This window comes from Microvirga sp. HS2, from assembly GCF_055792805.1.
Genome location: NZ_JBVVAJ010000034.1, coordinates 24312 through 47287 on the forward strand (window position 1 = coordinate 24312; position 22976 = coordinate 47287).

23 protein-coding genes and 1 tRNA gene are annotated in these 22976 nt (G+C 63.4%); 9 read left to right on the forward strand and 15 right to left on the reverse strand.

Annotated features, from left to right (window positions below):
* Window positions 1-48 precede the first annotated feature (48 nt).
* Window positions 49-1152: a transglycosylase SLT domain-containing protein gene (locus ACS5Q0_RS22135; protein WP_473128817.1), complete on the forward strand. Its 1104-nt coding sequence runs from the start codon at window positions 49-51 to the stop codon at window positions 1150-1152.
* On the opposite strand, the gene ACS5Q0_RS22140 is transcribed toward ACS5Q0_RS22135, so the two are convergent.
* Window positions 1107-2408, reverse strand: a complete 1302-nt coding sequence (locus ACS5Q0_RS22140) for an MFS transporter (protein ID WP_473128818.1) — start codon at window positions 2406-2408, stop codon at window positions 1107-1109. The genes ACS5Q0_RS22135 and ACS5Q0_RS22140 overlap by 46 nt on opposite strands.
* 131 nt (window positions 2409-2539) lie before the next feature.
* Window positions 2540-2770: a hypothetical protein gene (locus ACS5Q0_RS22145; RefSeq protein WP_473128819.1), complete on the reverse strand. Its 231-nt coding sequence runs from the start codon at window positions 2768-2770 to the stop codon at window positions 2540-2542.
* Between the two features lie 176 nt (window positions 2771-2946).
* Between ACS5Q0_RS22145 and rfbD the strand changes: the two genes are divergently transcribed.
* From rfbD to ACS5Q0_RS22165, 4 genes are all read left to right on the forward strand, one after another.
* Window positions 2947-3843 carry a dTDP-4-dehydrorhamnose reductase gene (rfbD, locus tag ACS5Q0_RS22150; RefSeq protein WP_473128820.1) on the forward strand — a complete coding sequence of 299 codons (897 nt, stop codon included), beginning with the start codon at window positions 2947-2949 and terminating at the stop codon, window positions 3841-3843.
* 84 nt (window positions 3844-3927) lie between these two features.
* Entirely contained in the window at window positions 3928-5118 is a 1191-nt protein-coding gene (locus tag ACS5Q0_RS22155; protein ID WP_473128821.1) for an O-succinylhomoserine sulfhydrylase, read from the forward strand.
* Window positions 5119-5226: 108 nt separating this feature from the next.
* The gene (locus ACS5Q0_RS22160) at window positions 5227-5391 is read left to right on the forward strand and encodes a hypothetical protein (RefSeq protein ID WP_473128822.1); all 165 of its coding nucleotides are present in this window, start codon (window positions 5227-5229) and stop codon (window positions 5389-5391) included.
* A 332-nt stretch (window positions 5392-5723) separates the two neighbouring features.
* Window positions 5724-6134 (forward strand): hypothetical protein, encoded by a 411-nt coding sequence (locus tag ACS5Q0_RS22165; protein WP_473128823.1) that lies wholly within the window; start codon window positions 5724-5726, stop codon window positions 6132-6134.
* A 220-nt stretch (window positions 6135-6354) separates the two neighbouring features.
* Here the strand turns inward: ACS5Q0_RS22165 and ACS5Q0_RS22170 are convergent, their stop codons facing one another.
* The gene (locus tag ACS5Q0_RS22170) at window positions 6355-7635 is read right to left on the reverse strand and encodes a polysaccharide lyase family 7 protein (RefSeq protein WP_473128824.1); all 1281 of its coding nucleotides are present in this window, start codon (window positions 7633-7635) and stop codon (window positions 6355-6357) included.
* Window positions 7636-8160: 525 nt separating this feature from the next.
* Window positions 8161-8236: transfer RNA gene (locus tag ACS5Q0_RS22175), tRNA-Glu, on the reverse strand.
* A gap of 92 nt (window positions 8237-8328) precedes the next feature.
* On the opposite strand from ACS5Q0_RS22175, the gene ACS5Q0_RS22180 reads away from it, so the two are divergent.
* Together ACS5Q0_RS22180 and rpoH are read left to right on the forward strand one after the other, a co-directional pair.
* Window positions 8329-9330, forward strand: a complete 1002-nt coding sequence (locus ACS5Q0_RS22180; protein WP_473128825.1) for an RluA family pseudouridine synthase — start codon at window positions 8329-8331, stop codon at window positions 9328-9330.
* 197 nt (window positions 9331-9527) lie between these two features.
* Window positions 9528-10427: an RNA polymerase sigma factor RpoH gene (gene rpoH, locus ACS5Q0_RS22185; RefSeq protein ID WP_473128826.1), complete on the forward strand. Its 900-nt coding sequence runs from the start codon at window positions 9528-9530 to the stop codon at window positions 10425-10427.
* Window positions 10428-10495: 68 nt separating this feature from the next.
* On the opposite strand, the gene ACS5Q0_RS22190 is transcribed toward rpoH, so the two are convergent.
* A complete protein-coding gene (locus tag ACS5Q0_RS22190; RefSeq protein ID WP_473128827.1) occupies window positions 10496-11692 on the reverse strand; it encodes a histidine kinase in 1197 nt (398 codons plus the stop codon).
* Window positions 11693-11724: 32 nt separating this feature from the next.
* Window positions 11725-13017 (reverse strand): adenylosuccinate synthase, encoded by a 1293-nt coding sequence (locus tag ACS5Q0_RS22195; protein WP_473128828.1) that lies wholly within the window; start codon window positions 13015-13017, stop codon window positions 11725-11727.
* Window positions 13018-13982: 965 nt separating this feature from the next.
* On the opposite strand from ACS5Q0_RS22195, the gene ACS5Q0_RS22200 reads away from it, so the two are divergent.
* The gene (locus ACS5Q0_RS22200) at window positions 13983-14348 is read left to right on the forward strand and encodes a hypothetical protein (protein WP_473128829.1); all 366 of its coding nucleotides are present in this window, start codon (window positions 13983-13985) and stop codon (window positions 14346-14348) included.
* A 27-nt stretch (window positions 14349-14375) separates the two neighbouring features.
* Here ACS5Q0_RS22200 and ACS5Q0_RS22205 read toward each other — a convergent pair whose 3' ends face one another.
* Window positions 14376-15239 carry a type 1 glutamine amidotransferase gene (locus ACS5Q0_RS22205; protein ID WP_473128830.1) on the reverse strand — a complete coding sequence of 288 codons (864 nt, stop codon included), beginning with the start codon at window positions 15237-15239 and terminating at the stop codon, window positions 14376-14378.
* Window positions 15240-15314: 75 nt separating this feature from the next.
* On the opposite strand from ACS5Q0_RS22205, the gene ACS5Q0_RS22210 reads away from it, so the two are divergent.
* Window positions 15315-16217, forward strand: a complete 903-nt coding sequence (locus ACS5Q0_RS22210; protein ID WP_473128831.1) for a DMT family transporter — start codon at window positions 15315-15317, stop codon at window positions 16215-16217.
* 59 nt (window positions 16218-16276) lie between these two features.
* Here the strand turns inward: ACS5Q0_RS22210 and ACS5Q0_RS22215 are convergent, their stop codons facing one another.
* From ACS5Q0_RS22215 to ACS5Q0_RS22250, 8 genes are all read right to left on the reverse strand, one after another.
* A complete protein-coding gene (locus tag ACS5Q0_RS22215) occupies window positions 16277-16663 on the reverse strand; it encodes a RidA family protein (RefSeq protein WP_473128832.1) in 387 nt (128 codons plus the stop codon).
* A gap of 128 nt (window positions 16664-16791) precedes the next feature.
* On the reverse strand, window positions 16792-17664 hold the full coding sequence (purU, locus tag ACS5Q0_RS22220) for a formyltetrahydrofolate deformylase (RefSeq protein WP_473128833.1): 873 nt from the start codon (window positions 17662-17664) through the stop codon (window positions 16792-16794).
* A 66-nt stretch (window positions 17665-17730) separates the two neighbouring features.
* The gene (serA, locus tag ACS5Q0_RS22225) at window positions 17731-19323 is read right to left on the reverse strand and encodes a phosphoglycerate dehydrogenase (protein WP_473128834.1); all 1593 of its coding nucleotides are present in this window, start codon (window positions 19321-19323) and stop codon (window positions 17731-17733) included.
* Between the two features lie 128 nt (window positions 19324-19451).
* Window positions 19452-20624 carry a phosphoserine transaminase gene (locus tag ACS5Q0_RS22230; protein WP_473128835.1) on the reverse strand — a complete coding sequence of 391 codons (1173 nt, stop codon included), beginning with the start codon at window positions 20622-20624 and terminating at the stop codon, window positions 19452-19454.
* 201 nt (window positions 20625-20825) lie between these two features.
* Complete coding sequence (locus ACS5Q0_RS22235) at window positions 20826-21209, reverse strand: hypothetical protein (protein ID WP_473128836.1); 384 nt, start codon at window positions 21207-21209, stop codon at window positions 20826-20828.
* Between the two features lie 72 nt (window positions 21210-21281).
* Entirely contained in the window at window positions 21282-21431 is a 150-nt protein-coding gene (locus ACS5Q0_RS22240; protein WP_473128837.1) for a hypothetical protein, read from the reverse strand.
* A gap of 239 nt (window positions 21432-21670) precedes the next feature.
* Entirely contained in the window at window positions 21671-22051 is a 381-nt protein-coding gene (locus ACS5Q0_RS22245) for a hypothetical protein (RefSeq protein WP_473128838.1), read from the reverse strand.
* A complete protein-coding gene (locus ACS5Q0_RS22250; RefSeq protein ID WP_473128839.1) occupies window positions 22048-22809 on the reverse strand; it encodes a hypothetical protein in 762 nt (253 codons plus the stop codon). Before ACS5Q0_RS22250 ends, ACS5Q0_RS22245 begins: the two co-directional genes overlap by 4 nt.
* Between the last annotated feature and the right edge of the window lie 167 nt (window positions 22810-22976).

The following is a 22976-nucleotide window of genomic DNA, read 5'->3' on the forward strand; positions in this document are numbered from 1 at the left end:
CACACCCGCTCCGCGGAGAAGCAGCCGATCCTGTGGGGGCTCTTTCGAATGCAGGCTGCTCTGACAGCGCTTCACCGCGCATGCCAGTCATCGGTGTTTCGTTACAAGGATAACGCTTATACCAGGCTGCGGGCGCGCGATGCCCTGCAAAGCCTCTCTACGCTCTGCACACGCTACGCTGTGCTGACCGTCGTCGCGGGCGCTGGCCTCGGCACCTGTGCAGCCGCAGGCGTTCCAGCCTCTCCGGCTCTTGCGGCTTCGCCGCAGAAGCAGGCGGCGCCGGCCTTCGACATGGCGCCGCAACCGCCAGTTCGGACAAGCGCGGCCGACCCTCTTGAAGCCATTGCTCCGACCATTTCCGCAGAGATGCTCACCTACGCGCAACTGCAGGAGCTCTTCATTACCTCGATGCCGCTCACCAATCCACCCGCCGCGGAAGGCGACGCTGAGCATGACATCGACCCGACTCCCGTCGAGTACGTGACCTTCGAGGAGATGCGCGTCCCACGCTGGATCGTCGACACCATTCTGCGTGCATCGGAGATCACCGGCGCCGATCCCGTCTATATGATGGCGCTCGCGGACAAGGAATCGAGCTTTCTGCCCGGCAACAAAGCCTCGACCTCGTCCGCCGTCGGCCTGTTCCAATTCATCACGAGCACATGGCTCGAAGCCGTGCGGTCGTTCGGCCCCAAATACGGCCTAATCATGGAGGCTTCGTCGATCGAACGGCAGGACGGAAAACTCTCGGTTCCCGATGAAGCCAAGCGCGAATACATCCTCGGCCTGCGCCGGAATCCCTATATCTCGGCCCTCATGGCAGCGGAGATGATGAAGCGCGACAAGGCCAAGATCGAGGCGAAACTCGGCCGCAAGCTCAGCCGCTCCGAGTTCTATCTCTCCCACTTTTTCGGGGTGGACAGCGCCAGCAAGTTCATCGCCCTCGTGGACGATACCCCGAAGAAAAGTGCAAAGAGCGCGTTCCCCAAGGCCGCCGAATCCAACAAGGCGCTCTTCTTTGCCAAGGACGGCAAGAAGACCCGGCAGCTCAGCGTGTCCGAAGTCTATGGCAAGATCGATACGATGATCGACAAGCGCCTGAACCGCTATGAGGACGTCTCGTCCCGCGTCACCGCCGAAGCCGAGTTCTGATCGGGCGTTGCGCCGCCCGCTTCCTGATCGCTCGCGGCACTTTCGGTGCGGGCGACCACGGTAGGAGCCGCGGAATTGGTGGAGGCGACCACGAAGCCGCCCATCACCGGCGCACGCTGAACCTGGCCGATGCGCAGGATGATGAAGGCGACAAGCCCCAGCGAAGCCGCTGCCGAGTAGATGAAAAGGCCGTCCGGCCCGAGCAGCTCCATGGCGAGGGCACCGAACAGAGGTCCGATCGTGACACCCGCCGCCCACGAGAAGAGAAGCGTGCCGACCGTCGAGACGATGCGGCCGGGATCGACGATGTCGCAGGCATGGGCCACGCATACGGAATAGATGCAGAGCGCCAGGCCGCCCCAGGCAGCGAAGCTCCAGAGGATCATGTCCTGCGCCCCCTGAGCGCTGGCGAACAGGATGAGCACCGAGACCAGGCTCGTGCCTGCCGCCAGGCCCGCGATGACATAGCGCCGGTCGGCCCGGTCGGAGAGCCAGCCAAGCGGCCATTGCAGTACGAGGCTCCCGGCCTGGAGCGCGACGAGAAGCGCCGCGGCTCGCTCCTGGCTCAGGCCGATGCTCACGCCGAAAACCGGCGTGATGGCGATCACCGGCCCATTGACGAGGCCCACCACGAAGGATCCGACAACGGCCGAGGGAGCCAGCGAGAAAAGATACCGGACATCGATCTTTACGCCGATCGGCGCCGGGGGCTCCTTCGTGCTCGTTGCTGCGATCGGGAGCAGCGACAGGGTGATCGCGGCACTCACGGCCATGAACAATCCATCGGTCCGGATGTCTCCGAAGCCGATGCCGAGCGGCGACAGCATCAGGGCGATCTTGGTGGCGATCATGTAGACCGAGAGAATGCGCCCACGGTGGCTTGAGGTGGCGCGCGCACTGATCCAGCTGTCCGTCACGGTGAAGATGCAGGCCAGCGTCACGCCCGTCAGCCCGCGCAAAATCACCCAGGCCGGGGTGGAATGCGCCTGCGTCATCGCCAGCACAAGCACGGCGACCAGCGCCGCCAAGCTCGCGAAAGCCCGGATGTAGCCGACATGGCGGATGAAGGCGGGAGCCAGGAGGCAGCCGGCCGAGAAGCCGAGGCCGTAGGCCGCTGCCACGATGCCAATGGCGGAGACCGAAAGACCTTCGGCCTGCATGCGCAGCGGCATCAAGGCCTGGAGCAAACCGTTACCGGCCTGCAGCAATGTAGTGGCGGCCGTAATGGTCCAGATGAGGGCGAGGGAAGAGTTCACGATCACGCAGGAAAAAGGCAGCGGCGGGTGCCGCCTACATCAAAAGAGAGCAGACACCCTGCAAGATCAAGCCCCGATCCGCCCGGATGAGTCTAAATTCCGTCTACGTCGCGTCAGCATAGGACCCGGGTCTATGAGTGCGCCGCGCTTTTGGGAAAGCTCGCGAACAGGTAGTAGCCGTTGAAGCGGACCCCGGTCACGGCCGCTTGCCTGTCGAAGCCGAGAGGAGGCTGGCCCAAGTCGAGGCGCCCTCCGAACTGCCATTGTGGCCCGGTGACGAAGGCAGGAACCGAACGCTCTTCCGGAACCGCGCAGACAAGGCCGTCCTGCTGCGTGTTGCGGAACAGGTTGTAAGCGTACATGCCCTCCTCCATGGTCATCCTCATTGTCATCGCGAATCGCACTATGCAGACAAACCGTGACGGGAGTGTGATACTGCAATGCAGCAACAATGGCAGGCGCCGGAGCCCTCGGCGGGCTCGCGCAGCGCCTTCCAATGGCCCAGGTAACCGCCATCGGCAGAGAGCATCGAGCGCCCATGCATATCATCGTGATCGGCAAGGAAGGACAAGTCGCCCGCGCGCTGGCGGAGCGCGCCAGCGCATATGGGGCGACGATCCGGCTGCTCGGAAGGCCTGAACTGGACCTTGCCAGGCCATCGACAATCGAGGAAATCCTGCGGCACGCGGGAGGCGATCTGATCGTGAATGCGGCGGCCTACACGGCCGTCGATCAGGCCGAGGCGGAGCCGGAAATGGCGGAGGCGATCAACGGCGCAGGCGCAGGCGCGGTCGCCAGTGCGGCCCGCGCCATGGGCCTGCCTCTCATCCAGCTCTCGACGGACTATGTCTTCGACGGCACCCTGCCTCGCCCGTATCGGGAGGACGATGCCGTCCATCCCCTGGGGGCTTATGGCCGCTCCAAGCTCCACGGGGAACAGGCCGTCGCCGGCATGACCGACGACCATGTGATCCTGCGAACCGCCTGGGTCTACAGCCCGTTCGGCAAGAACTTCGTAAAGACCATGCTTCGGCTGGCAGCGGATCGGGACGAGATTGGGGTCGTCGCCGACCAGATCGGCTCTCCGACGAGCGCTCTCGATCTCGCCGACGGGATCTTTGAAGTGGCCAGAAACCTGCTCGATAGACCTCGGGAGGGCAAGCTGCGCGGCATCTTCAACATGGCGGGAGACGGCTCTGCGAGCTGGGCCGAACTCGCCTCCGAAATCTTTGCCGTATCGCTGGGCCTGGGAGGCCCCTTCGCCCGGGTCCGCCCCCTGTCGACGGCGGATTATCCCACCCCCGCGAGGCGGCCGGGCAACTCCCGTCTGGACTGCGCGAAGCTCGAAGCGATCCACCGCCTTCGCCTCCCCTCCTGGCGCTCCTCCCTGGAACAATGCGTCGAACGGCTGATCGGCGAGGCCTCTAGCCGGTAGGCCCGAGAGCCCTTCGACGAAGGAGGGAGACATTCCTCTCAAAAAACGTTTGTTCTTTTAAAAGAACAGACCTAGCATCGGCTCATGAGCACGCATCGTGACCCCGGTTATCGTCTCGAAACCCGCCTCGTCCATGATGGCCAGGAGCGGACGCCCTTCGGCGAGACATCCGAGGCCCTCTTCCTCACGCAGGGATTCGTCTATGAGAGCGCGGAGAGCGCCGAGCGCCGTTTCCTGAACGAGGAGCCGGGCTACAGCTACAGCCGCTACTCCAATCCGACCGTCGACATGTTCGAGCAGCGCATGGCCTCGCTGGAAGGAGCGGAAACGGCCCGTGCAACGGCAAGCGGCATGGCGGCGGTCACGGCGGCCATGCTGAGCCAGGTTCAAGCCGGAGATCATGTGGTGGCCGCGCGGGGCCTCTTCGGCTCTTGCCGGTGGGTGGTCGAGGACCTTCTTCCCCGGTTCGGCGTCGCCTGCACGCTTGTCGATGGTCCGGACGTGGAGGCCTGGCGCAGGGCCGTCCGCCCGGAGACGAAGGCCTTCCTCCTGGAGACGCCCTCCAATCCCAGTCTCCAGATCATCGACATTGCCGCCGTCGCACAGATCGCCCATGAGGCCGGAGCCACGCTCACCGTCGACAACGTCTTTGCCACGCCGCTCTATCAGCAGCCCCTGGCGTTCGGCGCGGATTGCGTCGTCTATTCCGCCACCAAGCACATCGATGGCCAGGGCCGCTGTCTAGGCGGCGTCATCCTGGGCTCCACGGAGTTCATCGAGGGCAAGGTGCAGCAGTTTCTGCGCATGACCGGTCCCTCGATTTCGCCGTTCAATGCCTGGGTTCTGCTCAAGGGCCTGGAGACGCTGTCTCTGAGGGTGGAGCGCCAGACGGCCAATGCGGGCTTTCTTGCCGACGCCCTGCACGATCACCCCAAGCTGCAAGGACTCATCTACCCGGGACGGCCCGATCATCCCCAGGCCGAGCTGATCCGTCGCCAGATGAGCGGCGCCTCGACCATGATCGCACTGGACGTTCAAGGCGGAAAGGACGGCGCCTTCCGCTTCATGAACGGGCTGCGGCTCGTCCGTATTTCGAACAACCTCGGCGATGCGAAAAGCCTCGTCACGCACCCGGCCACCACGACCCACCAGCGGTTCGCGCCGGAGTTGCGCGCCGAGATGGGAATTTCAGACGGCCTCGTGCGCCTGTCGGTGGGATTGGAGCATCGCGAGGATCTGCTCGCCGATCTGCGCGACGCCCTCGACAACGTCTGACCGGCGCATTGGCCGGGATTGCCTTCTCGCGAGGCGAGGAAATATCATCCTCAGAACACGGCGAGACTCATCACGTTGGCCTCACACCAATCCAGCAAGGAGGCCATCATGAAGTGCCAGTTTTGTCATCAGGATGTGGATGACCCCAGTCACGATTCACAACAGATGCAGCAACGTGCGATGAACCACGTGGAGCGTTGCGAACGCGCCCTTCAAAGCCGCCAGGGCATGAACCCCGGTGCGCACCGCCGCGACGTTCAGAGCAGCGGATGAGCCATGGCAGGGAAGCCCGAATGAGGCGTTCTTCGAAAAAGCCGAAGCACCGCAAAGACGAACCTTCGGCGTTGCATGAAAATTGCGTCATGCGGCGCAGCTGACGACCTCCGGAATCTTATGGCAGAGGCGGCCTATCCCCAGGCCGCCTTTCCTTTTGAACACAAGGCCGGTTACGAATAGCGCCGCTTCAATCTATACATAATATCGCTGCACAAATTTCCCTCCTCCAACCTTTTCATGTGATTTTACACACAGTTCGATTGGTGGGATTGTGATCAGAACAACAACAACATGCAATCCAGCAGGGAACACTCGTTAGGAGGACTATCATGACTGCATCGTCGCTCAGCTTTAAGCTTGCCGTTCTTTTCGTCATCGCCGGAATGGCCATGGGGATCGGAATGGCGGCGTCGCAAGACCATTCGATCATGCCGGCCCATGCGCATCTGAACCTGCTAGGCTGGGTGTCCTTGTTCCTGTTCGGAATTTATTATGAGCGCCGCCCCGTCCTGAATGCGAGCCGGATGGCGCTGATCCAGGTCTCGCTGTGGTCCGCCGGCACGGTCGTGCTGACGGTCGCCGTCGCCGCCATCCACCTCGGCTACACCGCCGCGGATCCTGTTGCGGCGATCGCATCGCTCATCGTTCTCGCAGCGATGCTGATCTTCGCCTATTTCGTATTCCGCCCCGCCTCTGCCGTCGAGTCCGGCCCGACCATGCGGATGACCCCGGCCGAATAACAGCCGCTTCAGGGCATTCGTAAAAAAGGCCCCGCACAAAGACGGGGCCTGTTTCGCAATGTCTGCTTTGAAATAAAATAGCGACGCGCAATCCCTTTAAGATCTCAAGCGGCGTTATGAAGAGCCTGATCTTGTGGCGGACGTGTGATGCAATCCGCACAGGATCATGAAAGGAGGCAGCTCTCGTCTGATGGAAGAGCCGCCTCCAATCGGCATCGGTTTAGATCACGAAGAAATCGGCCGCCGTCAGAGCCATCTTGTTCTCGATCACGGCAAACTTCACTGCAGCGCCCTTGCCCGAGCCGTCGGCATCGTAAGAAAGCGCCCCGGTTTTGTTGTTGTAGACGATGTAGTCGTTCGAATCCTTCGCCTTCTCACCCATCGTGAAGAAGCTCGAAGACAAGGATCCGGTCTTGGCAAGCGTCTTGAAAATCGCATTGTCGAGGCGGATCGTATCGTCCCTCACGCTGAAGTCCGTGATGTAGTCGACGTCCTTGCCGATGGTGGTGTCGAACACGAACGCGTCCTCGTGGGCACCGCCCGTCAGCACATCGCTTCCGGCCTTGCCCCACAGCACGTCGCGGCCCGCGTTCCCCTTCAGAAGCTCGTTGCCCGAAGCGCCCTTCACGTAGTTGTTGCTGTTCGAACCTTCGATGGTCTTGATTGTCACCGGGCGGCCTGAGGTCGGCACATCCGGCATCGGCAGCGGGGTCGGAGTCGGCGTAGGAGTTGGGGTTGGCTCAGGGGTCGGTGCCGGCGTGGACGGCGTCGTGACCTGGCCGTCGTGGTTGAACGACAGCGCATAGAAAGATGTCTGTCCGTAGCCCGAACCATTCGATTCGTTGGCCCCCAGATAGGCGCCTGCCTTGAAATAAAAGCTGTCCGACTGCCACACCGAATTGATGCTGGTGTGCGAGTGATAGACCTTGCCGTCGGCATAGATATCGACGTCGAGCACGTTGTCCTTGGCGTTGATCGTGTACGAGAACTTCTCGTTCAGCGACACGTTCGGCGTCGAGCCGTCATCCGCCTTGAACGTGAAGTCATGCTCCTTGTTGTCGGAGCCCGACTGATCGTTGGCGAAATACAATGAATTGTCGTGCCAGTAGAGGCGAACGAGCTCGTCATCCTGACCGTGGATCTGGCCGATCACGACCTTCTTGCCCTGGCCATCGCGCATGGGGGCCGCATCGACCTCGAGGGTGGCGCTCATGAAGCCGCCGGTCTTGAGGTTCCACGCGGCTTTCGCGGTGCCGTTCATCTCACGCAGTTCGGAGCGTGCATAGGATGAGCCGCTGGTGGTCGCTCCATCGACCGAGGCGTAGAAGACCATCGCGCCGTCGGAGCCGGTATAGAAATATTTGCCGTTCTGATAACCGCTCAGATTCGAAACCTCCAAGGCCGTGCCGGAGGTCTTTCCCGACGAGTCGACAGGGAGTGTGATCTTCCAATTGGACAGGTTGAAATTGACGCTGGGTGCGACATTGGGATTCAAAGACATGAGTATTGCCCCTCGCATCTCCAGCCCCGCTTCGGGAGCTTTCAAGATACGATAATAGTTTTGATTAAAATGCTGGGAAACGCACTAAACCGCACGCAACAACATCGACATGGATGAAGATGTCATTATGGTATAGAGAACTTTACTTCGGACTGACAATGTCACTACTGACTTTATCGTTAAAAGCCTTTTCTATAGAGAATAGGGCGAAATCGTGACAAGAATGAATAATGTTCGGTAGGAACACCCTTACCGTCGAGCTTTTGCTCCTGCCTTTTGAAGAGGCGGTTCCTATGGCGGTGGAGTGTAGCGGCTTCAGTTCCGAATGCGGCTCAATCTGAAACGGCCCGCATGCCCGCGCGTCGCAGGCGCAGAGCGATCGGCCTCGGCATGACCTGCATTCAAGCGGCTGCCCGACCCGGAAAAATCGCAAGGAGCCATCCCCTCACAACACATGCGGAGATATTGCTCATTCGCTCTGGGGGATCACGTCGCTGGCAAGATGAGGCCAGCCTATCGAACCTTTGGCGCTCCCTAGGGGACTCGAACCCCTGTTTTCGCCGTGAGAGGGCGACGTCCTAGACCGCTAGACGAAGGGAGCTAGCAAGGTGGAGGCCGCTCGTATAACCACCATCGTGAATCCCTTCAAGCCCTTTCTTTGAAAAATGAGAGGGCCGCGCGAAAAATGAGGACATGGTGGACGATACGACCCGGCAGGAATGGACCCTGGACGACGAAACCGCAGCCGAGCGGCTGGATCGCGTGCTGGCGCGGCTCGCGAGCGACATGTCTCGCAGCCGGCTGCAGGCCCTCATCCGGGAGGGCCAGGTGACGGTCGACGGCGCGCCCGTGCTCGATCCGGGCCGCAAGGTCGGTCCGGGCGCCCGCATTGCGCTGCAGGTGCCCCCTCCTGTCCCGGCAGAGCCCCAGGGCGAGGCCATGGACCTGTCCATCGTCTATGAGGATGACGATCTGATCGTCATCGACAAGCCGGCCGGGTTGGTGGTCCACCCTGCGGCGGGGCATGAATCCGGCACCCTGGTCAATGCCCTCATCGCTCATTGCGGCGAGAGCCTCTCGGGCATCGGCGGCGTGAAGCGCCCCGGCATCGTGCATCGGCTCGACAAGGACACGTCCGGCCTTCTCGTGGTCGCCAAGAACGATCTGGCCCATCAGGGTCTCGCGGAGCAGTTCGCCGACCATGGCCGCACGGGCCCGCTCGAACGACGCTACCTTGCCCTCGTCTGGGGCGTGCCGGAGCGCAGGCGCGGCACCGTCGAGGCCGCGCTCGCCCGCAGCCAGCACAACCGGGAGAAGATCGCCATCGTCTCCGAGGACAACGAGCGCGGCCGCTATGCCATCACCCACTACGAGGTGCTGGAGCCCCTGCCCTCCGGCCTTCCGATCGCCTCTCTCGTGCAATGCGAGCTGGAAACGGGGCGGACGCATCAGATCCGGGTCCACATGGCCCATATCGGCCATCCGCTGCTTGGCGACGCGGTCTATGGATCCGGGTTCAAGACCAAGGCGAACCGCCTCGCCGAGGCCCAGCAGGAGGCGCTCAAGGCCCTGAACCGGCAGGCGCTGCATGCGGCGGTTCTCGGCTTCGAGCACCCCAGGACGGGCGAATTCCTGCGGTTCGAGAGCCCCATCCCGGCGGATCTGGCAAGGCTTCTGGAGGCTCTGCGGTCCTGAGGAGCAGGCGTCAATGCGTCGCAAAATTCAGCCACGCTGGCACCCTTGCGAGTCTGAAGCGTTCACCAGGTCTTGAACCATGGCGCCTCTATCCGGACACGGTTGAACCGCTTATATAAGGAAGTTGGGCGGCCAGCCATTGAGGGGGCCGCCTCAGGCTTGCCTCATCGAACGAGGGGGCCAAAGGAGGAGAAGATATGGCTGCAGCGCTTCCAGTGCTTGCCAATGAAGGGGGCCTTTCCCGCTATCTCGACGAAATCCGTCGCTTCCCCATGCTTGAGCCGCATGAGGAGTACATGCTCGCCAAACGCTGGCGGGAGCATGGAGACCGCGAGGCTGCCCACAAGCTCGTGACATCCCACCTGCGCCTCGTCGCCAAGATCGCCATGGGTTACCGTGGCTATGGCCTGCCGATCAGCGAGGTGGTCTCGGAAGGCAATGTCGGCCTCATGCAGGCCGTCAAGCGCTTCGAGCCCGACAAGGGCTTCCGCCTCGCCACATACGCCATGTGGTGGATCAAGGCGGCAATTCAAGAATACATCCTGCGGTCCTGGTCGCTCGTGAAGATGGGCACCACCGCGAACCAGAAGAAGCTGTTCTTCAACCTGCGCAAGGCCAAGGGCCGCATCTCGGCCCTGGACGAGGGCGACCTGCGCCCCGACCAGGTGAAGCAGATCGCCACCCAGCTCGGCGTGACGGAGCAGGACGTGGTGGACATGAACCGCCGTCTCGGCGGCGACGCCTCCCTCAATGCGCCCCTGCGCGACGAGGGCGAAGGCGGTGGCGAGTGGCAGGATTGGCTGGTCGATCAGAGCGAGAGCCAGGAGCAGGTACTCGTGGAGGAGGAGGAAGGCCAGAACCGGCTGACCGCGCTCCGCAATGCCCTGACCGTTCTCAATCCCCGCGAGCGCCGGATCTTCGAGGCCCGCCGTCTCTCGGACGACCCGATCACGTTGGAGGAGCTTTCGACCGAGTTCGGCGTCTCCCGCGAGCGTGTCCGCCAGATCGAGGTCCGTGCCTTCGAGAAGGTGCAGGAAGCGGTGAAGAAGAACCTCACCCAGATCGAGAGCGCGCCCTCCGCCGAAGCCTCGGCCTGACCCCGGAAAGCCTCATGAAAAAAGCCGCGCATCCAGCGCGGCTTTTTTATTGCCTCATGTCGGCCGTCTCACTGCCACTGACTGAACGCGCTGTTCAGAACCTGCTCGCCGGCGGAGCCCTTCTCGAAGCTGAGAATGGCGCGCTGGCCGGAGGCCATGCGGACCGGTAGATCGATCCAGTTCCGCCGCACGAAGAGCTCCGTATTGCGCTCCACGTCGCCCTGCAGGTTGGACAGGCCGATCAGGAACAGGTTCTCGCGCACGGGCACCGGAAGGCCCGCGACCGGGGTGCCACGCGCGGCCTCTTCGTTCTTGAACTGCAGGAGGCCGACGTCGCGGATCACGCGGCCGCTGTCGCCCGCGCGAGTGGTGAAGGTGAGCTCGACCGTATGCGACGCCGGAAGGGTCGTATCCAGGTTGCGGCGCAGAACCATCTTCATGGTCAATCCGGCGTCCGGAACCTCGACATTGGCCGTGACCGCCTTCTCGAGCGGCTGACCCTGGCCAGGATTCACATCCTCGAGCCTCCAGACCACACGCCCCACATGGGCCTTGGGCGCCTGCGGATTAGTCGCGTCCTCCTCGTAGAAGACGGCGCGATGCGCCACGCCGATGGCCTGGCCCGCATTCGGGGAGGCGGCGGGAGCCTGCCCGCCGACGCGTTCTTCGATCTTGGCCGATTCCCGGCTCGCCGGCGCGCCCTGGGAAGTTTCGGCGACAGGCGCCGCCGGGATGGGGGCATCCGAGCGGCTCTGCCACCAAGCCAGCCCCCCGATGATGAGGAGCACGAGAAGGATCGCCCCGCCGAGCAGGATCGAGCGCATCTGGCGATTGCTCTGCATGGCCGGATGCGGCCGGCTGTCGATCCGAGGGCGGGCCGGTGCGGCCTCCTCGACGATCCGCGGCGGCGGCTCGGGCTGCGGCTCCCCTTGCGAGGGAGACCTCGGGGCCTGCCTTGGCGACATGACGCTGCGCAGCCGCTCGGCCGGGGTCTGCGGCCCCTGATCCTCGACCAGCATCTCGGCGAAGGCGTTCGGATCGAAGCCGGCGGGAGGCGGTGCGTAATCCGCCTCGACGCGAGTGATCGCGTCATCGAGGGACGCGCGTTCCCTCTGAATATCGGCCTCGGACAGAGGCGGATTGAGGGAGCGCAACTGAGCCACCAACGCCGTTCGGGCGCGCTCGTAAACGGCGCGCCGCGCAACGGGCGTCTGCTCTGTCAGGCCTTCGACGGCCCGTACAATGAGAGGGTAATAATCTGCCATTTCCTTGGGAATGACCCGGAGAAGCTCCGCCGTCAACCCTCAAAGGGGTTCTTCATGAGGATTGTATCGTCGCGCTCCGGCGAGGTGGACAAAACCGCCACCGGCGCGCCGATCAGCTCCTCGATGCGGCGGACGTATTTCACGGCCTGCGCCGGGAGGTCGGCCCAGGAACGGGCACCGGCCGTGGAACCGCTCCAGCCCTCGAACTCCTCGTAGATCGGCTCCACCCGCGCCTGAGCGCCCTGGCTCGCCGGGAAGTAATCGATCGTCTGGCCATCCAGCTTGTAGCCGACGCCGATCTTGATGGTTTCGAAGCCATCGAGAATATCGAGCTTGGTGAGCGCGATGCCGTCGATACCGGAGGTGCGCACGGTCTGGCGCACGAGAGTGGCGTCGAACCAGCCGCAGCGGCGCTTGCGGCCCGTCACCACGCCGAACTCCTTGCCCTTCTGGCCGATCAGCTCGCCGGTCTCGTCGTGGAGCTCGGTCGGGAACGGTCCCTCGCCCACGCGGGTGGTGTAGGCCTTGGCGATGCCGAGCACATAGCCGACGCCGCCCGGGCCGAGGCCCGAACCGGTGGCCGCCTGCCCCGCCACCGTGTTCGAGGAGGTGACGAAGGGATAGGTGCCGTGATCGACATCGAGCAATGCGCCCTGCGCTCCCTCGAACAGGATGCGCTTGCCGGCCCGGCGTTCGTCGTCGAGGAGGCGCCACACGGCGTCCATGTAGGGCAGCACCTTCGGAGCGACCGAGGACAGCTCCTCGTAGATCTCCTCGGGCTTGAACTCGTCGAGGCCGAAGCCACGGCGCAGGGCGTTGTGGTGCGTGAGCAGGCGCTCGATCTTGTCGCGCAGCGAGGGGAGATCCGCGAGATCCATGAGACGGATGGCCCGACGTCCCACCTTGTCTTCATAGGCGGGGCCGATGCCGCGCTTGGTGGTGCCGATCTTCGTGCCCGCGCTGCCGCTCTCGCGCAGAGCGTCGAGCTCGCGGTGGATCGAGAGGATCAGCGTCGCGTTCTCGGCCACGCGCAGGTTGTCGCGGGAGATCGACACGCCCTGCTCGGACAGCCGCTCCACTTCCGCGGCCAGCGCATGGGGATCGAGGACCACGCCGTTGCCGATGACGGAGAGCTTGTTGGGACGCACGACGCCGGAGGGCAGCAGCGACAGCTTGTAGACCTTGTCGCCGATCACGAGGGTATGACCGGCATTGTGCCCGCCCTGGAACCGCACGACCACGTCTGCCTGCTCAGACAGCCAATCGACGATCTTGCCCTTGCCTTCGTCGCCCCATTGGGCGCCCACGACAACTACGTTCGCCATCGCTCAAGCCTCACATGAAAAAACCCCGGCGCAAGGCCAGGGTTGGGTAAAAACCTTGCAAACCCTCTTCGTGGATCGCGCGCCTCAGGTCAAGCCGGAATGAGCCTTGTCCCATGCGTCATGCTCCGTCCTGCTGTGCGCCAGATGTCTCTTTCTGCCTGCGTTTCAAGAGTCTGGGCACGCGCAAGCGGGATCGGCCCCGGGGCTGGTCGGCACCGAGGGGGAGCAGTCGAGGGGTCGCGCGAGGAGCGGTCCGGCTCGATGGAGAATGGTGATGGCTGGGGAACCCGACGGCTCCTCGCGCACGGTTCTTTTAGGCGGACTGTCGACGCAGGCTCCGGGATGCCGTTGGCGAGCGCGCCTGCCGTTGCGTCCTGCGACGCGCCGGAGACGGCGGGCGGCGGTGCATGCCCGGACCCCTGGGCCGAGCCAGGGCCTCCCGTCCGCCCAGGCTGCGTGGCCTGGAGCGCGGGACCGTGCCCCGGCTCCACAACCTGCGACGCCTCGCGAGCGCGCCCCTCGGTGAGTCGGGACAGGTCACGATATAGCTTAGCTTGGCGCGTCTGTCAAGAACAAAGACGGAACATTCCACCTCGTCCCCATGCGACCACCCTCCCCGTCATCCCCGGCCTTGAGCCGGGGATCCACGTCATTACGCCGTGGCGGGTCCCAAGACGTGGGTGGCCGGGACAAGCCCGGCCATGACGGGAGGAGGACCCAAATGACCGAACGGCCGTGACGAGAGGAGGCCCTAAACGACGGAGCACCAGAACGACCGAAAAGCCGTGACCAACGGAGACGCGAGGACGGAAAAGGGACATGGCTGTGGCAGGCCGTCGTGACAAAGGAAGCAGAGCGGCAGCGCAGGAATGGAAGCGCAGGGAGGGCCGATACCTTTCCTAACGGCATATGGTTATCTAGATCCTCTCCTTGGATCGTGATCGATGTCCATCCTGGGGGCTGCCGTGAAGAGAATTGTTGTCGTTGTCGGCATGGCGCTCGGCGCAGCAGGCTGCGTTCCGGCGAGCTATGAAGCCGCCCGGGTTTCCTGCGCGGATTTCATCGGCAGGCCGATCTCGGAACGGATCGCGGCTCTCGGGCCGCCGGAGGCGGTCTACCGGATCAGTCCGACCGAGGTGGGATACGTTTTCGAGACCAAGGAGACGGCATTCGTCGGCGGCTACGATTATTACACGGTCAATTATCTGGTGGGGGCCGACCGGCACCGCACGCCGATTTATCCCGTCACCACGAAATGCCGGGGCTTCGTCGTCAGCGCGCCGTCTTCCGCCACTCCGGTCTCCGAGCGCGTCATCGTGGACGTGCTCTAAGGACTCAAAGGATCCACTCGTGAGGCCTCAGGCCCGTCCCCGTGCGCTCTTCTCCATCTTGACCCGGTGCTCGATGAAGTTGCGGATCTCGCGCGTGCGGCAGGCAGGATCCAGGACCTCGGCATCGACCCCGTGCCGCCAGGCGAGATCGAAACGGGACGGCTCCCTGTCGAGGGCCGTCAGGTCGTCCGCATAGGAGGCGACCTCCCCGGGCGTGCGGCAGAAGCCCTCGCGGATCAGGAGTTCCGTCCGCTGGCGCAGGATCGTGGCCAACTCCGCCAGGCTGAATTCCGGATGATACTGGACGCCCCAGAACACGCCGCCGTCCCGCCGGATCTCCGCTGCCTGAACCGCAGAGACCGGGTTGGTGGCGATCACCGTGGCGTCTTCGGGCAGCACCGTGACCATGTCGAGATGGATGGCGGGAGCGTCGTAGACCTCCGGGCGGCCTTCGAGCATGGGGTGCCCCCTCCCCGCCTCCGTGCGCCGCAGGCGGCGGGCGAAGCCGACCTCGCGGCCGACAGGGTTCTTCTGCACGTCGCCATCCGCGGCGACGGCCGCCACCTGCAGTCCCCAGCAGGATCCGAAGCACGGGGTGCCCGAGGCGTAGACCGCCCGCATCAGGTCGATCTGGCGCAGGATCTCCGGCGTCCTGTCGTAGATGTTCAGGTGCGAACCGGTCAGCACGATGCCGTCATAGGATTCGAGCCCTGTCCGATCGGGCAGGTTCGCACCCTCGTCCGCTGGGAGGGCGATGTCGCAGATCGCATCCCGCGCGATGGCATAGATCGCCTGCGCATAGGATTCGGAGGGCATTTGTCCATAGGCGGCCTTGTGGGCCTCCCTTGCACCGCGCGTATTGCCCTCGACCACCAGAAACCTTAAGGCCATAACCGTCACCCGCTTCTTTGAGCGCTGGTTTATCGAAACTGCGCGCGGCGGCAAGCACCATGAGGTCCGCCTTCCATGAAAATCCCGCAACCGCTTTGGAAGGGACTTTGGGGAAGGGCCTACCTGCTCCTGATCCTCACCACGCTCATGTGGGGCGGCAACGCCATCGCCGGACGCCTCGCCGTCGGCCAGGTCTCGCCGATGCTGCTCACCTGCATCCGCTGGGCCATCGTGGCCGCCATCCTCGGCCCGCTCGTGGGCCGGCAGGTCGTGGCCGAATGGCCGCAGATGGGGTCGCGCTGGCTCTTTATCGTCCTCATGGGCTCGTCGGGCTTCACCGCCTTCAACGCCCTGTTCTATGCCGCCGCCTATCACACGAGCGCGGTGAACCTCACGATCATCCAGGGCGCCATTCCCGTGCTCGTGCTGATCGGCACGATCCTGTTCTTCGGCTCGCGCGTGGTCCCGCTCCAGGTCCTCGGCATGATCGTAACGCTCCTCGGCGTTGTGCTGGTATCGGTGAAGGCGGACTGGGGCGTTCTCAAGACGCTCGCACTCAATATCGGCGACGTGTGGATGCTGATCGCCTGCATCTTCTATGCAGGCTATACGTTGGGCCTGCGCCACCGTCCGCACGTATCGGGCCTCGTCTTCTTCACGGCTCTCGCCGGCGTCGCCTTCCTGTCCTCGCTGCCCCTGCTCGCGATGGAAATCGCGCAAGGCGCCATGCAATGGCCGACCTGGAAGGGATGGCTGATCCTTCTCTATATCGGCCTCTTCCCGTCGCTCATCTCGCAGGTCTTCTTCATCCGCGGGGTCGAGCTGATCGGCCCGGCGCGGGCTGGATTGTTCGTCAACCTGGTGCCGGTCTTCGGCGCGCTGCTCGCCGTGCTGCTCCTGGGCGAGCCCTTCGCCTTCTATCACGCGCTCGGTCTGCTCCTGGTGCTCGGCGGCATCTGGCTCGCGGAGCGGAAGTGAGGGTGCTCCGAGGGGACCCCGCACGCCGTTTTGCATTAACAGGCCGCCATCGGGTGGGTTCAAGCTGCTTTTGTCAGACGCGCCGTCACCTCGATCTCGATTTTCATCCTCGGATCCGAAAGACCAGCAGCAATCATCGTGGCCGCAGGACGAACATCGCCGAAAGCCTTGCGTAAAGCGGGCCAGCAGGCCGGAAAATCCTCAGCACGCGGCAGAATGTAGTGCACACGCACGACGTCTGCGAATGAAGCGCCTGCCTCTTCCAAGGCCTGTGCGATGTTGCGCAGACATTGTTCGGTTTGCGCGACAACGTCTTCTGAAATGGTCATCGTCTCATAGTCGAACCCCGTCGTCCCAGAGACGAATACCCAGTCACCGTCGACAACGGCGCGTGAATAGCCAATGTCATGCTCGAAGGTCGAACCTGATGAGATCAAGCGGCGCATACTTCTCCCCATATTCCCCACGTAAGGTCGCGCCGCCTTCATAACATAGTTTCAAATATCTTTGAAACACCCGACTACCAGACCTTCGTCGGACAAGGAGCGGCGCCTCAACGGCTATGAATGCCACCCTAATCTGCGAACACCACCGTCTTGCGGCCATTGAGCAGGATGCGGTCCTCCAGGTGGTAGCGCACCGCGCGGGCGAGGACGCGCCGCTCGATGTCGCGGCCCTTGCGCACGAGATCCTCCGCGCTGTCCCGATGGGTGATCGGCTCCACGTCCTGCGCGATGATCGGCCCCTCGTCGAGATCGGACGTTACGTAATGGGCGGTCGCCCCGATCAGCTTCACGCCGCGGGCATGAGCCTGGTGATAGGGCTTCGCGCCCTTGAAGCTCGGAAGGAACGAGTGATGGATGTTGATGCAGCGGCCAGCAAGCTTCGCGGACAGCCCGTCGGAGAGAACCTGCATGTAGCGGGCGAGCACCACGAGATCGGCCTGTGAATCGCGGATGAGCGACCAGACCTTCGCCTCCTGCTCGAGCTTCGTGTCCTTCGTGACCGGCAGGTAATGGAATGGGACGCTGCCCAGATCCACATGGCTGTAGGCATCGACCGGATGATTGGCGATGACGCCGACGGGCTCGAAATCGAGTTCGCCGATGCGCCACCGATAGAGCAGATCCGCGAGGCAATGGTCGAACTTGGACACCATGAGCATGACCCGGCGGCGCTCGCCCTGATCGCGCAGGGCCCAGATCATTCCGAAGCGCTCGGCCAGCATCGCGAATGCGTCCTTGAGCGCCTCGATGTCGGCTTCGCCGCTCACCGGGTTGAAGACGACGCGCATGAAGAAGCGATCCGTCTGCGTGTCGTCGTATTGCTGGGCGTCGAGGATGTTGAGGCCCGCGTCGGACAGATGCCCCGCCACCGCGGCGACGATGCCGGGACGGTTCGCGCAGGCGAGCGTCAGGACGAAGCGTTGTGACGGGGAAATGGCCATGTCTGCACCTTCTTGCTTTGACCCATCGTCCGGCGAGCCGGTTTCCCTCTCGCCGGACGATGCTTTTTAGAACCGGACCGCACGGGCACGCTTGACCTGCGGGATCTCCTCGATCTTGCGCAGGAGTTCCTCGGAGACGGGCTCGTCGACGGACACGAAGCAGATCGCGTCTCCGCCCGGCCTGTCGCGGCCGAGGGCGAATGTCGCGACGTTCACGCCCGACTCGCCGAGCAGCGTGCCGAAGCGGCCGATGAAGCCGGGCTTGTCGTCGTTGCGCACATAGATCATATGCGGCGCGAATTCGGCATCCACCGCGATGTCGCGGATTTCCGTCACCCGCGGCTTGCCGTCCTGGAACACCGTGCCGCCCGCGTGGCGCGCCATGTCCTCGGCGTCCACGATGATGCGGATGAAGCTCTCGTAGTCGAGCGCGGCGCTCTCGCGCTTGACCTCTTCGACGATGGTGCCGCGCTCGCGGGCAACGACCGGAGCGGACACCATGTTGATGTCCTGCAGGAAGGGACGCAGTACGCCCGTCACGGCCGCCGCCGTCAGGGCGCGGGTGTTCATCTCCGCCACGGCCCCTTCGTACTCGATGCGGATTCCTTTGATCGACGATTCCGTGAGCTGACCCAGGAAGGAGCCGAGCTTTTCGGCGAGCGCCACGAAGGGTTTCAGGCGCGGGGCTTCCTCCGCCGTGATCGAGGGGAAGTTCACCGCGTTCTGGATCGCGCCCTGGAGCAGGTAATCGGACATCTGCTCGGCCACCTGCAGCGCCACGTTCTCCTGCGCCTCCGTGGTGGCGGCGCCCAGATGCGGCGTGCAGACCACGTTGGGATGGCCGAAGAGCGGATTGATGAGAGCAGGCTCCTCCACGAACACGTCGAAGGCCGCGCCCGCCACGTGCCCTGAATCGAGAGCCGCGCGCAGAGCTACCTCGTCGACGAGGCCGCCACGGGCGCAGTTGACGATGCGCACGCCCTTCTTCGTCTTCGCGATGTTCTCGGCCGAGAGGATGTTCTTCGTCTTCTCGGTCATCGGCACGTGCAGGGTGATGATGTCGGCGCGGCGCAGAAGCTCGTCGAGCTCCACCTTCTCGACGCCGAGTTCGATGGCGCGCTCGGGCGAGAGGAACGGGTCGAACGCGATGACCTTCATGCGAAGCCCGATGCCGCGGTCGGCGACGATGGAGCCGATATTGCCGCAGCCGATGACGCCGAGCACCTTGGCGGTGAGCTCGACGCCCATGAAGCGGTTCTTCTCCCACTTGCCGGCTTGCGTCGAGGCATCGGCCTGCGGGATCTGGCGGGCGAGCGCGAACATCATCGCGATCGCGTGTTCGGCCGTGGTGATGGAATTGCCGAAGGGCGTGTTCATGACGATGATGCCCTTCGCCGTGGCGGCGGGAATCTCGACATTGTCCACGCCGATGCCGGCGCGGCCGATCACCTTCAGGTTCTTCGCCTGTTCGAGGATCTTCGCCGTCACCTTCGTGGCGGAGCGGATGGCGAGACCGTCGTAGTTGCCGATGATGGCGGCAAGCTTCTCTTTGTCCTTGCCGAGATCGGGCTGGAAATCGACCTCGATGCCGCGATCCTTGAAGATCTGCACGGCGGCGGGCGACAAGGCGTCGGAAATGAGAACGCGGGGAGCGGGCATGGGATGGGCCTCATGGCGTCATGGCCGGGCTCGACCCGGCCATCCATGTCTGCCGGGTGTATGAGCTCACTTGCCAGAAAAGTCGCGGATCCCCGGGCCAAGCCCGGGGATGACGGTTCAAGGGATGCTCAAGCCGCTTTCGCGAGCTTCGCCTTTTCCTGCGCGAAGGCCCAATCGAGCCATGGCGTCAGGGCCTCGAGGTCGGATTGCTCCACCGTCGCGCCGCACCAGATGCGAAGGCCGGGAGGCGCATCGCGATAGGCGCCGATGTCGAGAGCCACGCCCTCCTTCTCGAGCGCCGAGGTGATGCCCTTGGCGACCTGCGCCACGGCCTCGGGACCCTTGGCGACCACGTCCGGATCGGCGACGACGAGGCACACGCTGGTGTTGGAGGCGGTCGCCGGATCCTTCGCGAGATTGGCGATCCACGGGGTCCGGGCAACCCAATCGTGAATGACCTTCGCGTTCGCGTCGGCCTTGGCGACGAGCTCGTTCAGACCGCCGATGGACTTCGCCCATTCGAGCGCATCGATGTAATCCTCGACCGCGAGCATCGACGGGGTGTTGATGGTCTCGCCCTGGAAGATGCCCTCGATCAGCTTCCCGCCCTTGGTCATGCGGAAGATCTTCGGCAGCGGCCACGCGGGCTTGTAGGTTTCAAGCCGCTCCACGGCGCGCGGGGAGAGGATGAGCATGCCATGGGCCGCCTCGCCGCCCAGCACCTTCTGCCAGGAGAAGGTGACCACGTCGAGCTTGGCGAAATCGAGCTTCTGCGCAAAGGCCGCGGAGGTCGCGTCACAGATGGTGAGGCCCTCACGGTCTGCCGCGATCCAGTCGGCATTCGGCACGCGCACGCCGGAGGTGGTGCCATTCCACGTGAAGACCACGTCCCGGTTCTTCGTGTCGACCTGGCTAAGGTCGGGCAGCTCGCCGTAGGGCGCGTTGATCACGCGGGCATCGGCGAGTTTGAGCTGCTTGACCACGTCCGTGACCCAGCCCTCGCCGAAGCTCTCCCAAGCCAGCATATCGACCGGACGGGCGCCCAGCATGGACCACAGGACCATCTCCACCGCGCCCGTATCGGAGGCGGGCACGATGCCGATCCGGTAATCGGCCGGCACGTCCAGAACCTCGCGGGTGAGGTCGATGGCGAGCTTCAGGCGCGACTTGCCGAGCTTCGCGCGGTGCGAACGGCCGAGGCTGTCGGTTTTCAGGTTTTGCAGGGACCATCCGGGGCGCTTCGCGCAGGGGCCGGACGAGAAGAAGGGCGCGCGGGGACGCGCGTTGGGCAGGTCTGTCATGTGAATCCATCCTTACAGATGGGCGCCTCTCGGTGGGGAGAGGTGTCCCGCCAACCGGTATGATGGAACTCCCGAGGCCGGTCAAGGCGATTCGGGACAGACGTCAAGACGAGCCACCACCACGGACCTCGAAATGAAGCCTGTCATGAAGGAGGGCTCTACTCCTTCCACCGCGTTTCGCACATGCGCCGAATGGCGGCCTCAAGCCGGAGGGAACCAAGCCCGCTCGCGTCGGGCAAACCAAAGACCGCCGGGATCCTCGTCCTTCGCCCCATTGGCGAGCCATTCGCGTACGACGTTTTCGATGATCTCGCCCGGCTGAGAACCATATTGCGGCTGAGCGATCCAATCATGCTCGCCTTCCAGCCCGCCGCCCACGACCGGCACCGCGCCGCGCGACAGCAGCTCGGCGATGCAGCGGTGGACGCAGTCGGTCAACGCATCACCTTCGAGGCCGAAGCCACGGCGGCCGCCCGGCACGATCTGCCACATGCCGACCGCATCGATCGGCAGCTCGTTGGCCACCATCTTCACCCATTCACTCAGGGGATAGCCATAGAGGAGATGTCTAGGTTCCCCGGTCATTTCTGATGCACCTTATCGCCATTTCTGATGATGAGCGGCCGCTCATCACCTTTTCCCAGCTGATCCAGGGGCTCAATCGTCTCCCCAATGCTCCTTGATCAGGTGGGCCAAGAGGGCGGTGTCGGTTTCGACCTCCTCGTTTCCTTTGAAGAAGCTGAACTCCACATGCTCATCGAAGAAATCGAGTTCGATGCGCAGGCCGACAAGCGTGAAGGAAACCATGATAGAATCCTCCCGCAGATGATCCAGACGATAATAAATGCTCTGCTTGTCCAGATAATTCAGGAAAGAGAGAAGATCCTTTATTCCGTTCAACTGCATTTCAGCTCCCTACTTTCTGTATTCATCGCGGCCAAGGATTTTCAGGCAGGTCCTGGCAGCGCGATCGCTGCCTCAGAAGGGCGAACGATAGGCTCGTCTCGATGCAAACCCGCAAGAAGCAGAGGATGAGAGTAGGGAGTCTATTTCCACCGCGTCTTACATTTTTCGGCGAGAGCAAACCAAAGACCGCCGGGGTCCTCATCCTTGGCACCGTTGGCGAGCCATTCGCGCACGACATTCTCGACAATGGCTTCAGGCGTCGAGCCATATTGCTTCTGCTCGATCCAATAGTACCCCGTATCCCCGCCGCCCACGACCGGCACCGCGCCGCGCGACAGCAGCTCGGCGATGCAGCGGCGGACATAGTCGGTCAGCGCCTCGCCTTCGAGCTCAAAGCCATAGCGGCCATCCGGCACGATCTGCCAGAGACCAACCGCATCGATCGGCAATTCGTTGGCCGTCGCCTTGATCCACTCGCTCATGCTGTAATCGAAGTGCTTGTGCCTGAGTTCTTCCGTCATTGCTGATGCACCTTGTAACCGTCTCTTATAACAGGATGATTGTACTGAATGACATCAATCGTGATGCCATTCTCCAGGCTTTGCCTCACCCCGAAAATGGACCCGTCTGGTCGCCGATACCAAAGTCCAAGGTATCCCGGAGGAGACTGAATGACCTGCGAGCCCGGTGTAAGAGCCTCGAGCAAGCCGTTGAATTCCGAAGATGTCACCGTACGCGTTCGCCCGTTCGCATTCCTATACCGCATCCCGACGTGCTGCCCGTTGGGCAGAAGGATTTCCTCCATCGGTCCCCGGACAGGCTCCGGCCTGCTCAATTCCCTCAGGCGGGCCGTGGCCTGCATGGCTGCGGATTCGTTGGCGAGGATTTCGCCTTCGACCCCCTCATAGATGCTCGGCGTCGGGCGCCAGTTCGGATCGTGCCGCCGCACTTCCTGCTCCAGAGCGCGCGCACGGGCAGCCGACACGTCGAGACGCACCTCCTGAGCCGGGGTCGTCTCATAGACGCGGCCGCGAATGACGCGACTGCCGCCGCCTTGACGCGAGCGGCCGGACACGAATTCGACGCGCGAAGCGTCTCCTCCACCGCCTCCGCCCGTCCACTGCCCGCCATCCGGGTTGCCTGCCGGGACGCGCGGCTGGTTCGGGTTGAAGCGCTTGGTGGCCAGTGCGATGCGCAATCGCCGCACTTCCAATTGAGCAACGGCGAAGGCATGGCGCAGCTCCCTCCACTCCCGCTGCTGTGACTGCAAAAACGACATGACAATCCACAGATCGTCGAAATAAGGATCCTTTCCTAGAACAAAATAGGAACATTGTCAAGCTGGAGGTCCGAGCGGGCGGAGAACCGCGTGTCACAAAGGCGGCAGATTACGAAATCGTAATACGAAACATCGCGTTTGCTGCGTTATAGTCAGAACGCCTGGCT